Source organism: Paraburkholderia sp., assembly GCF_034668105.1.
Classification (GTDB): domain Bacteria; phylum Pseudomonadota; class Gammaproteobacteria; order Burkholderiales; family Burkholderiaceae; genus Paraburkholderia.
Genome location: NZ_JAXDPY010000377.1, coordinates 1 through 13,395 on the forward strand (window position 1 = coordinate 1; position 13,395 = coordinate 13,395).

Annotated in this window: 15 protein-coding genes; 12 read left to right on the forward strand and 3 right to left on the reverse strand. The window is 64.4% G+C overall.

Translation table 11 applies throughout. The annotated features are described in order from the left end of the window. Window positions 1-113 precede the first annotated feature (113 nt). The 5 genes from QOC89_RS16915 (at window position 114) to rfaE2 (ending at window position 5,398) form a co-directional block, all read left to right on the forward strand. Window positions 114-1,337 (forward strand): ABC transporter substrate-binding protein, encoded by a 1,224-nt coding sequence (locus QOC89_RS16915; RefSeq protein WP_323046066.1) that lies wholly within the window; start codon window positions 114-116, stop codon window positions 1,335-1,337. A 108-nt stretch (window positions 1,338-1,445) separates the two neighbouring features. Further along, a complete protein-coding gene (locus QOC89_RS16920) occupies window positions 1,446-2,327 on the forward strand; it encodes an enoyl-CoA hydratase/isomerase family protein (RefSeq protein WP_323046067.1) in 882 nt (293 codons plus the stop codon). 192 nt (window positions 2,328-2,519) lie between these two features. Next, entirely contained in the window at window positions 2,520-3,332 is an 813-nt protein-coding gene (locus QOC89_RS16925; RefSeq protein ID WP_323046068.1) for a PhaM family polyhydroxyalkanoate granule multifunctional regulatory protein, read from the forward strand. Between the two features lie 584 nt (window positions 3,333-3,916). Continuing rightward, entirely contained in the window at window positions 3,917-4,789 is an 873-nt protein-coding gene (locus tag QOC89_RS16930; RefSeq protein WP_028198988.1) for a ferritin, read from the forward strand. Window positions 4,790-4,915: 126 nt separating this feature from the next. Beyond that, window positions 4,916-5,398: a D-glycero-beta-D-manno-heptose 1-phosphate adenylyltransferase gene (gene rfaE2, locus QOC89_RS16935; protein ID WP_323046069.1), complete on the forward strand. Its 483-nt coding sequence runs from the start codon at window positions 4,916-4,918 to the stop codon at window positions 5,396-5,398. Window positions 5,399-5,581: 183 nt separating this feature from the next. Here rfaE2 and QOC89_RS16940 read toward each other — a convergent pair whose 3' ends face one another. The 3 genes from QOC89_RS16940 to QOC89_RS16950 are packed head-to-tail and all read right to left on the reverse strand — an operon-like array spanning window position 5,582 to window position 7,592. Continuing rightward, window positions 5,582-5,821: a hypothetical protein gene (locus QOC89_RS16940; RefSeq protein WP_323046070.1), complete on the reverse strand. Its 240-nt coding sequence runs from the start codon at window positions 5,819-5,821 to the stop codon at window positions 5,582-5,584. A 53-nt stretch (window positions 5,822-5,874) separates the two neighbouring features. After that, complete coding sequence (locus tag QOC89_RS16945) at window positions 5,875-6,690, reverse strand: type III pantothenate kinase (protein ID WP_323046071.1); 816 nt, start codon at window positions 6,688-6,690, stop codon at window positions 5,875-5,877. Then, the gene (locus tag QOC89_RS16950; protein WP_323046072.1) at window positions 6,687-7,592 is read right to left on the reverse strand and encodes a biotin--[acetyl-CoA-carboxylase] ligase; all 906 of its coding nucleotides are present in this window, start codon (window positions 7,590-7,592) and stop codon (window positions 6,687-6,689) included. Before QOC89_RS16950 ends, QOC89_RS16945 begins: the two co-directional genes overlap by 4 nt. 118 nt (window positions 7,593-7,710) lie before the next feature. On the opposite strand from QOC89_RS16950, the gene QOC89_RS16955 reads away from it, so the two are divergent. From QOC89_RS16955 to QOC89_RS16985, 7 genes are all read left to right on the forward strand, one after another. Further along, complete coding sequence (locus QOC89_RS16955) at window positions 7,711-8,844, forward strand: ABC transporter permease (protein ID WP_323046073.1); 1,134 nt, start codon at window positions 7,711-7,713, stop codon at window positions 8,842-8,844. Continuing rightward, the gene (locus QOC89_RS16960; protein WP_179735751.1) at window positions 8,841-9,719 is read left to right on the forward strand and encodes an ABC transporter ATP-binding protein; all 879 of its coding nucleotides are present in this window, start codon (window positions 8,841-8,843) and stop codon (window positions 9,717-9,719) included. Before QOC89_RS16955 ends, QOC89_RS16960 begins: the two co-directional genes overlap by 4 nt. 16 nt (window positions 9,720-9,735) lie before the next feature. Further along, window positions 9,736-10,722, forward strand: a complete 987-nt coding sequence (locus tag QOC89_RS16965) for an MlaD family protein (protein ID WP_323046074.1) — start codon at window positions 9,736-9,738, stop codon at window positions 10,720-10,722. Window positions 10,723-10,756: 34 nt separating this feature from the next. Further along, the gene (locus QOC89_RS16970) at window positions 10,757-11,383 is read left to right on the forward strand and encodes an ABC-type transport auxiliary lipoprotein family protein (RefSeq protein WP_323046075.1); all 627 of its coding nucleotides are present in this window, start codon (window positions 10,757-10,759) and stop codon (window positions 11,381-11,383) included. A 31-nt stretch (window positions 11,384-11,414) separates the two neighbouring features. Beyond that, the gene (locus QOC89_RS16975; protein ID WP_323046076.1) at window positions 11,415-12,575 is read left to right on the forward strand and encodes a VanZ family protein; all 1,161 of its coding nucleotides are present in this window, start codon (window positions 11,415-11,417) and stop codon (window positions 12,573-12,575) included. A 175-nt stretch (window positions 12,576-12,750) separates the two neighbouring features. Continuing rightward, window positions 12,751-13,074, forward strand: coding sequence for a (2Fe-2S) ferredoxin domain-containing protein (locus QOC89_RS16980; protein WP_323046077.1), 324 nt, complete (start codon window positions 12,751-12,753; stop codon window positions 13,072-13,074). An 8-nt stretch (window positions 13,075-13,082) separates the two neighbouring features. Further along, window positions 13,083-13,395: alpha/beta hydrolase (locus QOC89_RS16985; protein WP_416340409.1), on the forward strand; the 313-nt coding region annotated here is incomplete at its 3' end.

Sequence of the window (13,395 nt, forward strand, 5' to 3'; positions counted from 1 at the left end):
AGCGCGCAACGAGTGTGAAGCGGCGCGCAAGCAGGACACAAGCAGCAGACAAGCAAGACACAAGCAGCACATCGGCAGTCCATCAAAACGAAAAACCGACGTGAGGAGACAGCATGCCGCGATTTGACTCTTTTGAAAGAAGCACCCAGCGCGCCCGCACATCGAACCTGCGCGCAGCAACACCCTCGCGGCGCGGGCTCGCCCGCCTCGCCGCGGCAATGTTCGCCACGCTGCCCGCCATCGCGCTCGCGCAGGTGAAGATCGGCCTGGTGCTGTCGCTGACCGGACCGGCCGCGTCGCTCGGCATTCCCGCCCGCGATACCGCCACGCTGCTGCCTAAACAGATCGGCGGCCAGACCGTCGAATACATCGTGCTCGACGACGCGTCCGACACCACCCAGGCCGTGCAGGACACCAAGAAGCTGATCTCCGAAAATCACGTCGACGCGATCATCGGCTCGTCGATCACACCGAATTCGCTTTCGATGATCGATGTGGTGGCCGACGGCGAAACACCGATGATCTCGCTGGCCTCGTCGGCGAAAATCATCGAACCGGTGGATGCGAAACGCCACTGGGTCTTCAAGACGCCGCAGACCGACGCGATGATGGCGTCAGCGATCGCCGAGCACGCCAGCGCGCACGGCGTCAAAACAATCGCGTTCATCGGCCAGGCGGATGCGCTCGGCGAGACCTTCTACACCGAGGTCGCCAAATTCGCGCAGTTGCATCACATCAGCATGGTGGCGAGCGAGCGCTTCAATCGCACCGATCCGAGTGTGACCGGCCAGGTCCTGAAGATTCTCGCGACCCATCCTGATGCGGTGGTGGTCGGCGCGGCAGGCACGCCTGCCGCGTTACCGCCGAAGACGCTCAGGGAACGCGGCTACAAAGGGCTGATCTATCACAATCACGGCGTCGGCAATAACGATTTCCTGCGCGTATGCGGCGCCGATTGCAACGGCACGTTCCTGCCCGCGAGTCCGGTGCTGGTCGCCGCGCAGTTGCCGGCGGACCATCCGGCCAAACGCCTCGCGCTCGACTACATCGCGCGCTTCGAAGCATTGCGCGGACCGGGCAGCGTCTCGGCGTTCGGTTCGTACACCTGGGACGCCGGCATGCTGCTCGGCAACGCGATACCGATCGCGCTCAAGGCCGGCGCGCCCGGCACGCCGGAATTTCGCCGCGCCTTGCGCGATGCGCTGGAAGCGACAAAGGGTCTCGCGGACACTAACGGCGTAGTCAACATGAGCGCCACGGATCACCTCGGGCTCGACCAACGGGCGCGCGTGATGGTCGAAATCAAGAATGCGAAGTGGGTTTATCAACCGCGCTGAGCTTGCCCTGAAAATGCGCTGGTTCCGCGCTGACGTAGCGCGGAATCCGCCAAACGTGTCATCAGGGCGACGGTTTCAACAGACATACCGACAGACGGATTGCACACCATGTCTCAGGCACCACACAGTAACGACGCGTTTTACGCGCACTACCAGTCCCTGCAGCTGCACCGCCATCCGCACGGCGTGCTCGAAGTCGTGATGAGCGGCGAGGGCGCGAACAAAAGCGGGCTTGCGACCGCCAACGCGCGGATGCACTTCGAACTCGCCGAAATCTGGCGTGACATCGATCGGGATCCCGAAACACGGGTGGCGATCATTCGCGGCGAGGGTAAAGGTTTTTCGGCCGGCGGCGATCTGCAACTGGTCGAGGACATGGCGACTGATTTCGACGTCCGCGCCCGCGTGTGGCGCGAAGCGCGCGATCTGGTCTACAACGTGATCAATTGCAGCAAGCCAATCGTTTCGGCGATGCACGGGCCGGCCGTCGGCGCGGGCCTTGTAGCCGGACTGCTCGCCGACATCTCGATCGCCACAAAGTCGGCGCGCATTATCGACGGTCACACGCGTTTGGGCGTTGCCGCCGGCGACCACGCGGCCATCGTCTGGCCACTGCTGTGCGGCATGGCGAAAGCGAAGTATTACCTGCTTCTGTGCGAGCCGGTAAGCGGTGAAGAGGCCGAGCGGATCGGCCTCGTGTCGCTGGCCGTCGACGAAAACGATCTGCGGCCCAAAGCATTCGAAGTCGCGCAAAAACTGGCCAACGGCTCGCAAACGGCGATTCGTTGGACCAAGTACGCGTTGAACAACTGGTTGCGCTCGGCGGGGCCGGCATTCGATACGTCGCTGGCGCTGGAATTCATGGGTTTCGCCGGGCCCGATGTGCGCGAAGGCGTGAACTCGCTGCGCGAACGGCGCGCGCCGGATTTTGGCGGCGCGGACCCGTGGAGCGGACAACCGCGGCACACACCGGGCGATGGGCGTTCCTGAAACCCGGAGCCCGGCACGGATTGCGCAAAAGCCCCGCCGGCCGGCACTTGAGTTGCCACGCGAGTGGGGCAAACAGTGGGGCAAACAGCAGCCGAAACTAAGCACGGCTCGCGGCGCCCCGCGCGGTATGATCGAATCAGATGCGCCCGGGATGGCGCGATTTCCTCCCCCTTATGCAGCGAGGCGACAAGCATGACCGATACACCTGGCACCACGCCGCCCTTTGCCGGCTTTCCCGGTTTTCCGCCCGCTGAAATGCTCGAACAGATGTGGGGCATGATGCGACTCTCGCCGTTCAGCTCGGCGTTTTCGGGCGCGCAGGCTGGCAGCAGCCTAGGGCCGTCGCTGTCGATGATGTCCGACATGATGGCGCCGCTGACCAATGTCGAAGAACTCGACAAGCGCATCACTGACATGCGTGCGGTCGAGCAGTGGCTCAAGCTGAATCTGAACATGCTGCAGTCCGCCATTCAGGCGCTCGAAGTGCAGCGCGCCACCCTCGCGACGCTGCGTGCGTTCGGCGCGTTCGCGCAGTCGTCGATGTCGCAGCCGGCTTCGGCGACTGCCGCGCCGAGCCCCGCGCCGACGGGTTGGCCGCATCCGGAAGCCGCTTCGGCTTCGGCTTCGACCGGCGCGAGCGCGTCGGCCGCGCCCGAGCCGGCCACCGACGAAGGCGAATCCGCCGCCGCGACGCCGCCGTTCGACGCCTCCGCCTGGTGGAATCTTTTGCAATCGCAGTTCAATCAGATCGCCCAGTTTGCGGCGGCACAGCCCACGGCGGCAGCCGCGGCATCAGTCGGTTCGAACACGAACGAGCCGGAAGGCGCGGCGGGCGCTTCGGCCTCGGCGGGCAAGGCGACCGGCGGCCCGGATCAGGCTGCGGGAGGCGCAGGGGCGGCCACCAGGCAGCCGGCGGCGAAACGGGCCGCGACCTCGACTTCAACGTCCGCAAAGCGCACAGGCAGTGCGAGCGCAGGCCCGCGAGCGGCGAAAAAGTCCACCTAGCTGGAGGAATGAGCCGAGCCGCGCCACCCGCCGCGGGCGGCGCAGAACCCATTGGACCGGCGGCGCAAACGAGCCGAATTCGCCGCCTGTCATGGTTTGACCCCGATCGTCGGCCACACTCCGCGAATCGGGCGCTTGATTGAGAGACGTCAAGCGGGCGCGGGAATTGCGACTGCTACGGCACGGGAACCGTAAAGTCAGCGTGCTATCATTGTGTAAGCTTCATTTTTGGCTTTTGGGCGTGCACTGAAAACAACCAATCCAGCCGCCCTTGCTGCATTTCGCCGCCGGCTACCCGGCGCAGGGCTGGACGGTGCGGGTTCATCGCAAACTGGCTCGACCTCAGGCATAGGGTATCCCTCACCCACGGTTGACCGCCTAGGGCGTAACTTCTGGTTATCAGCGCCGCGCAAACGGCTGAACTTCTTTGCCGCACGGTGCATCTGGGCGGCGGATTACCGCGTAAAATTGAAGGCTTGGCCGATAAACGGCGCACAAAACGGTGCGTTTAGTTTGTCATCAGCAAAAGTACTACACGTAGTAGTGACAGACACACACAGTATGCGCAGAACAGGGGTGGGACTATGAACACCATGCTTTATCCGGAACTTTATAAATCGCTCGAATCCGTTCGATGGGACATGGAGAAAGACATTCCCTGGGACAAGTTCGATGCATCGCTATTGACCGACGAGCAGGCCGCGACGATCAAGATGAATGCAATCACCGAATGGTCGGCGTTGCCCGCCACGGAAATGTTCCTGCGGGACAACCATCACGACAGCGATTTCTCCGCGTTCATGAGCGTGTGGTTCTTCGAGGAACAGAAGCATTCGCTGGTGCTGATGGAATATCTGCGCCGTTTCAAGCCGGAAATGTGCCCAACCGAAGAAGAACTGCACGCGGTGCGCTTCGAATTCGATCCGGCGCCCCCGCTCGAAACGCTGATGCTGCACTTCTGCGGTGAAATCCGCCTGAATCACTGGTATCGCCGTGCGGCCGAATGGCACACCGAGCCGGTCATCAAGGCCATCTACGAAACCATTTCGCGCGACGAAGCGCGTCATGGTGGCGCCTATCTGCGCTACATGAAGAAAGCGATGGTGCAAACCGGCGATATCGCGCGTGCTGCGTTCGCCAAGATCGGTGTGCTGATGGCGTCGGCGCGCCGCACCGAAAAGCCGCTGCATCCTACCAACCTGCACGTGAATCAGGCGCTGTTCCCGCGCGACACGATTCAATCGCGTCTGCCGGATCCGGAATGGCTCGAACGCTGGCTCGACGAGCAGATCCGTTTCGACGACGGCTGGGAAAAGAAGGTGGTTGAGCGGATTCTGCACAACCTGTCAATTCTGTTCGAGCGCACGTTCAATACGGCTCAGGAATTGAACCGTTATCGCAAGGAAGTCGTCGCGCGCTTGCAGGCCGATCAGAAGTCGGCGGAACAGCCGGCTTGATCGGTTAAGGTTCGCGGTTTTAAGGTTTCCGGAACGGCCCGGCAGGCGTGAGCTTGCCGGGCCGTTTTGCTTCATGCCGTTCGCGTGTATCGTGGCGGCACTTCCATTTTCTTCGCGACTCCCGTTATGGCCGCCATTTTTGAACGCAAGATTTTTACGCGCGAGGCGTTGGTGCAGCTGCGTGCTTCGATGCCTGCGCCGGTTGTATTTACCAACGGCGTGTTCGACATCCTGCATCGCGGGCATGTGACTTATCTTGCCGACGCGAAAGCGCTCGGCGCTTGCCTGATTGTCGGCGTGAATAGCGATGCGTCCGTGCGCATGCTGGGCAAAGGGGACGACCGGCCGATCAACAGCGAGGCCGATCGGATGGCTTTGCTGGCGGCGCTGGAGAGCGTCGATTACGTGGTTTGTTTTGGCGAAAAGACACCGGTGGAGCTGATTTCGGCGCTTCGGCCGGACGTGCTCGTCAAAGGTGGCGACTACGACATGGATGTGTTGCCCGAATCGGCCATTGTGCGAGGCTGGGGCGGCAAGGCTTTGGCGATTCCCTTCGAGCATGAACGCTCGACCACCGCGTTACTGAAGAAGGTTCGGGCGCAAGGGTGATGGGTTGGGTGCGCGGCGCTTCCTTCGCTTCGCCAAGGCGAGGTGCGGCGCCTAAGTGCGCGTCGCGCTTTTTCCAGGACGCTGCTGTTGAGCTTTGGGAAACCGAACCGAGCTTAGGCACAGTATGGAACCAGCCGCCCTCAGGGCGTACCTCAGCTAGTCGAGACAGCGCCCGCCGCTGCTTTACTGCGGCAGCGCCGATGCCGCGATCGGCGCCGCTGGCGCCGGAGCGCCTACGACCGCGTGGTCGGCGGCTTCGGATGCGGTGACCGGTTGCACCTTCAACCACTCCGCATGGAACTGGCGGTTCAGGTGGTTCGGCTCGCGGCCGCCGGCTGTGGGCGTCGGGCCGAATACGCCGCGCATCGCGACGAATGCCAGCATGTTGGCAAGAAACAATATGGCGATCAGCCAGCGCAGCATCGTTAGTATTCCCCGTCCATAAGTTCAGCGGTCGTTATCCGTATGGCCGCGGCTCAGGCGTCGCGTTCCATCGCGCGTGCGGCAGCAATCAGTGCAAGCCCCGACAGCACCAGCGAATCGTGGCGAGTATGCGGCACTTTGAGCGCACTTGTCACTTCGTCCACCGCGCCGCCGCTCACCACGAGACGCACCGGCACCTGCCATTCGTCCTGCAAGTCACGCCACATGCGCTCGATCAGACCGGCTTGCGCCAACGTGCACCCGGCGGATAACGAACGCGGCGTATCGGTCGCGAAGAATGGGCCGCGGCGTTCTCGCTCCGACGTGGCGTTCGCGTCGAGCAAGCCGCGCGCCGCAGTGGCGTCGAGCGTCGGCAGTTGCGCCGTGTGCTCGCCCAGCGAGCGCATCATCAAGGTCCAGCCCGGCGCGATCAGGCCGCCGACAAAGCAGCCGTCCGCACGCAACGCTTCGAGCGTGGTGGCGGTGCCGAAGGTCGCAAGGAGCAGGTTCTCGCCGGGAAACGCCGCGTGCGCGCCGATCAGGCCGGCCCAGCGGTCGCTCCCGAGGGCATGCGGCGTTGTGTAGCGATTCGTCACGCCGCACTCCTGCGCGCTGGCGCGGATCGTTGTGCGCGGCAGATCCGGCCAGTGAGCGTCGAGGAATGCGGCAATCCGCGCAGCGACACTTTCGCCCGCGACGTTCGAGATCCACGCGCTGCCCGGCGCCGGCACATCCGACCAGTCGGGCTGGTCAGCGCCGCCATGTGTGAGCGCCCCGGCCACGATTGGCGTACCGTCCGGCTCTACCAGCGCCCACTTGATGCGGCTATTGCCCGCGTCGATCAACAGATAAGGCGCGCCGCGCGTCATGCAGCACCGTCGGCCAGACGCAGCGAGACGTCACCGGTCGCGACGCTCAGACGGCCCGCCGCCGTGTTGAGCAGCAATTGTCCGAGCTCGTCGACACCCGTTGCCACGCCGCGCGCCAGTTCCTGGCCTTGTTCCAGCAGCACGACTTCGCGGCCTGCATAGGCATGCACGGCGTTCCAGCGTGCCTGGAATGGCGCGAAGCCTTCCGCGCCGAAGCGCTGCAACGCAGGTTCGAGCGCGTTCAGTTCCGCCGCCAGCGTATCGGTGAGGTTCGCATTCGGCAGCGCGCGTTGCAGCGCGGTGGGCACCGTGCCACGCGCTTGCGCCGGCACGTTCGCGTTCAGCGCGCCGACCTTGGCGGCAAGTTCATCCGCGCCCTTTACATTGGTGCCGATGCCGATCACCACTGCGCTCGCGTCCTCCGTGCTCCATGCCGTTTCGATCAGGATGCCGGCCAGCTTGTCGCCCTCGAGCAGGACGTCGTTGGGCCACTTCAGCGCGATCTGTCCCGGGCCCGCGACCGGCAACGAGCGCAATCCGTCGACCAGCGCCACGCCCACCGCGAGACTCAAGCCCGCCAGCCCTTCGAGCGGACGCGGCAGCACGCACGCCACCGAAAACAGCAGCGCATTGCCCGGCTCCGCGTACCATGGGCGGCCCCGACGGCCACGGCCGGCGGTTTGCAGATACGCGACCCGCACGATCGGCCTTGGCAGCGCGTCGGCTTTGCGCGGCAATGCCTTGACGCGCGTCATCAGGTCGGCGTTGGTCGAGCCGGTTTCCTCGACGATTTCGATCGGCCAGTCGTGCGCGTGCGGACCGAACAGCGCGACGGCGCGTTCACGGTCGATACGCCAGTCGGAAGCCGCTGCGGCTTGGGGTGGGGTTTTGGAAGCGTTCATGTCTCATATTGTAGCCACAGCGTGTAGCTACAGCGAAGGCTGCGAGCCCACGAGCACGGTTCATCCGCCCCGCCTTCGTTACAATGGCCCCAATCCGATCACCAGGTTTTCGCGATCCTTGAACTACGACACTCCGCCCGGCCTTGAAGTCGCGGCAGGCAGCCAAGGCAAGATCGTCCGGCTTTCGGGCCAGTGGACGGCGCTCGCGCTCGCCCGCGACAAGGCCACCGGCCACGTGATTCCGCTGTTGCGCTCGTTGATCGGCGCCGAAGGCATCCGCCAGTGGGACCTGTCGCGTATCGACCGGATGGACCACGTCGGCGGTCAGGCACTGTGGCGCGTGTGGGGCCACAAAATGCCGCCGGACACCACGCTCACCGATACGCAACGCGACATTTTCGAGCGCATCGCGCTGCTCGACACGGTGCGTGAAAAGGCCGAACCGGTGATCAAGCTCGATCCGTTCACCCGGCTGGGTCTCGCGATCTTCTCGTTTTTCGAGCACCTGTACGGCGGATTCGGCATGCTCGGGCAGGTCGTGATCGATCTCTTCGCGATCCTGCGCAAACCGAAGCTCACGCCATGGACGGAAATCTCCGCGAACATCTATAACGCCGGCACCAAGGCGCTGCCGATCACCGCACTGGTCGCGTTCCTGATCGGCATTGTGCTGAGTTATCTGTCGGCGCAGCAGCTTCGGCTCTTTGGCGCGAACCAGTACATCGTCAATATTCTCGGGTTGTCGGTAATTCGCGAACTGGGGCCGGTGCTGTCGGCGATTCTGGTGGCGGGCCGCTCCGGCTCGGCGATTACCGCGCAAATCGGCGTGATGCGTGTCACCGAAGAACTCGACGCCATGCGCGTGATGGGCATCCCGCATGGGCTGCGGCTGATTCTGCCGCGCGTGGTCGCGCTCGGCGTGGCCATGCCGCTGCTCGTCATGTGGACCAATATCATCGCGCTGACGGGCGGCGCGCTCGCCGCGAAGATCGTGCTCGGTATCGACATGAGCTACTTCGCGCGAGCGTTGCCAGGCGTCGTGCCGGTCGCCAATCTCTGGATCGGCCTCGGCAAGGGCGTCGCGTTCGGCATGCTGATCGCGATCGTCGGCTGTCACTTCGGTTTCCGTATCAAGGCCAATTCGCAAAGCCTCGGCGAGGGCACGACGACGTCGGTGGTGACGTCGATCACCATCGTGATTCTCGCGGACGCGGTGTTCGCGATCCTCTTCCAGAACGTGGGGCTCGGATGATCGCGCCACTCACCCAGGCCGTACGTGGCCAACCGGTGCCCGAGATCGCCGAGCCGGTGATCGAGGTGATCGACATCACCAAACGCTACGGCCGCAACATCGTGCATCAGCATCTGAATTTCGACGTGCGGCGCGGCGAGATCGTCTCGATCGTCGGCGGATCGGGTTCGGGCAAGACCACGCTGGTGCGGCAGATTCTCGGGTTGGAGCGGCCGTCGTCGGGAACCATCAAGCTGTTCGGCGAGGACATTGCCACCATTTCGCCTGAAACGGCGCTGCTCATGCGCAGCCGTTCGGGGATGCTGTTTCAGCGCGGCGCGCTGTTCTCGTCGCTCTCGGTGTTCGACAACATCGCGCAGCCGTTGCGCGAACTCGGCAAGGTGCCCGAGGACCTGCTGCGTGACATCGTGATGCTCAAGCTCGAGATGGTCGGCCTGCCGTGCAAGCACGCGTCGAAGATGCCGTCGGCGCTCTCGGGCGGCATGATCAAGCGCGTGGGCATCGCGCGCGCCATTGCGCTCGAACCCGAGCTGCTGTTTCTCGACGAACCGACCGCCGGGCTCGATCCGCAGGCGTCCGACGAATTCGTCGAACTGATTTCCGCGTTGCATCGCGCGCTCGGCTTGACGGTGGTGATGGTCACGCACGATCTCGACACGATGATCGCGCTGTCCACCCGCGTTGCCGTACTGGCGGATCGCAAGGTGCTGGTCGCGGCGCCGGTCGAAGAGGCGGCGGGCGTCGATCACCCTTTCATCCGCGAATATTTCCTCGGCCTGCGCGGGCGTCGCGCGCTGCAGGCGCTGCCGCCGGAACGCCGCGCGAAGTTGCCGCGCGCGGCGCTCGAATCGGCATCGTCCGAATTGCCGCTGTGAACCAGGGAACCTGACAATGGAAAACAAATCACATGCCTTCTGGGCGGGGATCTTCACGGTGGCCTTGCTGGTTGCCATCGCGGTGGCGGCCTTTTTGTTCAATGTCGACCGTTCCGTGCGGGTGCCATACGATCTGATTGCGCGCACCAACGTGACTGGTTTGTACACCGACGCGGCGGTGCGTTATCGCGGGCTCGACGTCGGCAAGGTCCAGTCGATCAAATTCGATCGGGATCATCCCGGGCAGATTCTGATCCGCATTCTCGTCGACACACACGCGCCGATTACGCACTCCACGTTCGGCAGCCTCGGGTTCCAGGGCGTGACGGGTATCGCCTTCATCCAGCTGGATGACAGTGGGCGCGATCCAACGCCGCTCGCGTCGTCGGCGAAACAGGTCGCGCAATTGCCGATGCGGCCGGGCTTGCTCGATCAGTTGCAGCAGCGCGGCGACATCTTGCTGCGCAAACTCGAAAAAGTCGCCGGCGACGTCGACACTTTGTTGTCGCCGGAGATGGTCGGCCAGTTGCATGACACGGCGGCGAGCATCCAGAAAGCCGCCGACGGCGTGGCCAACCTGACCCAGCAGATGGCGCCGGTTGCCGGCAAGCTGCCCGCCACGATCAATCAGCTGGATCGCACGCTGGCGTCGACCAATCAGTTGATCACCAGTCTGAACCGCCCGGACGGACCGTTCGAGATGAACCTGAACAAGGTCGGGACGGCGGCGCAGCAAGCGGGTGATGCGCTGGCGTCGATGGACAGCTCGATCCAGGAGTTGTCGGCGCGCGTGGGGTACGAGACTTTGCCGCGCGTCAATTCGCTTGCTGAGGACGTGCGCTCGGCGGCCCGTTCGGTGGACCGCGCCGCTGATACGTTCAGCAACAATCCGCGCAGCGTGTTCTTCGGTGCGCCGGGCGCGGCGCCCGGCCCAGGCGAAGCGGGCTTCGCGTGGCCCGCCGCGCGCGCTGTTGCGCCCGCGGCTACGCCCGTCACTAAATGAAATGATTTGAAGGTTTGAAGAAAGGAAGATTGACATGTCACGCTTGACTCACCGATTGTCGTTCTCGAGTGCCGCGCTTGCGATGCTGCTCGCGTTCGGCGTGCTCGCTGCCGGATGCGCAGGCAACCCCGCGGTACTCTCGGACATCCGCTATGACTTCGGGCCGCCGAATCCGGCCGCCTCGGCCGGCACGCAGCCGGCGGTGAAGGTGCTCGACGTCAGCGCGCCCGACACGCTCGAGTCCGACAAGCTGATTTACCGCTTGAGCTACGCGGATGCACAGCAGACGGCGTCATACGCAAACAGCCACTGGACCATGGCGCCGTCGCAGTTGTTGACGCAGCGGCTGCGCAGCGCGCTGAGCTCGCGCGGTACCGTGCTGACGGGCGCCGACGGCGTGCGCGCCCCGGTGCTGAAAGTCGATCTGAGCGAGTTCGAACAGGTCTTCGATAGCCAGTCGGAAAGCCACGCGGCAATCACCGCGCGTGCCACGCTGACGCAAAACGGCAAGGTGCTCAGCCAGCGCACGTTTATCGCGCGCGCGCCGTCCAGTTCGGCGGACGCCGCCGGCGGGGCGCAGGCGCTTGCTACCGCCAGCGATGACCTCGTGTCGCAGATCAGCGCGTGGCTCGGCGTGCAGGCGCTGGTCGCCGCGCAATGACCGGCCTGCAGCGCACGCAACGGAGCGCTGCATGAGCGTTGTCAAACCGTGGCAGCGTCGGCCTTCGGCGCTCGCCCGGCGCGCGCTGGTGCTGTATGCGGCGCTGATTGTCTACGGTTCGTGGTACCCCTTTACCGGCTGGCGTTCGCTCGGCCTCGGTCCGTTCGCCTATCTGTCCGATCCCATGCCGCAGTACCTGACGGCGTTCGACGTCGTCACCAACGTGCTCGGCTATATGCCGTTCGGCGCGCTGGTGGTGCTCGCCGTGTATCCGCGCTGGCGCGGCACGCTGGCGGTCGCGTTCGCCTTCGTGCTCGGCGGGTTGCTGTCGGGCCTGATGGAGGCGGTGCAAACCTATCTGCCGACGCGCATTGCCTCCAACCTCGACCTGGCCGCCAACGCGCTCGGCGCGCTGCTCGGCGCGGCGATCGTGTCGCCGGCCACCGGCGCGCTGCTCGACCGCGGTTTGCTGCGGCGCTTGCGGCTGCTGTGGTTCGAGCGCGACGCGGCAGCGCTCGCGTGTCTCGTCGCCTTGTGGCCGTTCGCGACGATGTATCCGGCGCCGCGCCTTTTCGGTCTCGGCAACTGGCCACGCGAGCTGTGGCTGCGTTTCGATTCGACGACGCAAGACGCGTTGCTCGCATGGACGCCGCCAGCCTGGCACGTCGGCGCGTGGCCGGCGCTGGTTGCCGCCTGGCTGCCGGACGACGCCTGGGAAACCCTCATTACCACGCTCAACCTGTTCGCCGCACTCGCGCTGGCTTCGCTGCCGGTGCGCCGCCATGCGCCGCTCGTGCGTCTGCTGATCGTGTTCATCGTTACGACCTTGTGCGTCAAGGTGGGCGCAACGTTCCTGCAATCGCAGTCCGGTCTCGCGTTCGATTGGGCGACGCCGGGCGCGCTGGCAGGGCTCGTGTGCGGCACGCTCGCGACACTGCTGGCGCTGCGGCTGCGGCGCAGAGCGCGTGCGGCGCTGGCGGCTTGCGCGCTCACGGTCGCGCTGGTGTTCGTCAATCTGCTGCCGGTCAATCCGTATTTCGATGCGGTGCTGGCCGACTGGCGCCAGGGCCGGTATCTGCATTTCAACGGGCTCGCGCACTGGATTGCGTGGATCTGGCCGTATGCGGCGCTGGTGTGGTTCGCCTATCTCGTCGAACAGGCGTGGCTCAAGCGCCGCGTGAAGCGCGTGTGATGCTGGAGCGAGCGCCAGCCCCGCTCGCTATAATCGTCCGCACAACACGTGCGCGGGTTTGACGTGGTCGCTTGCCTCAGCGACCACCTTGGCATCACGGTGCGTCCGCCCGAAGGCGGTCTACGCGACGCTCCCAGCGCCATTTCCTACTCTTACAGTCTCGCCTCCGGACATCATGGACTCCTTCTACAAGTACCACGTCTTCTTCTGCCTCAACCAGCGCGACCCTGGCGCGGAACGTCCGAGTTGCGCGAACTGCAATGCGCAGGAGATGCAGGAGCACGCGAAAAAGCGCGTGAAGAAACTGGGCCTCGCCGGTCCCGGCCAGGTGCGCATCAACAAGGCCGGGTGCCTCGATCGCTGTGAACTGGGACCTACGCTGGTCGTCTATCCCGAAGGTGTCTGGTACACGTACGTCGACGAAAGCGACATCGATGAAATTGTCGATTCGCATCTTGTGAACGGCAAAATCGTCGAGCGTCTGAAAATCGAACAATAAGCCTCGTCATGAACGTACATACCAGGAAGTATCTGATCGACGGCCCGGTCGGCCAGATCGAAATCGCGCTGGACCTGCCCGACGACATGCGCGAGAACGGTGCCGCGCCGCGCGGCATCGCGCTGGTCGCGCATCCGCATCCGCTATTCGGCGGCACGATGGACAACAAGGTCGCGCAGACGCTCGCGCGCACCCTCGTGCAGTTGAATTACGTGACCTATCGCTCGAATTTTCGGGGTGTCGGCGAAACGCAAGGCGAGCATGACGCCGGCATCGGCGAGCGCGATGATCTGCGTGCCGTGCTCGATCACATGCGCGAGC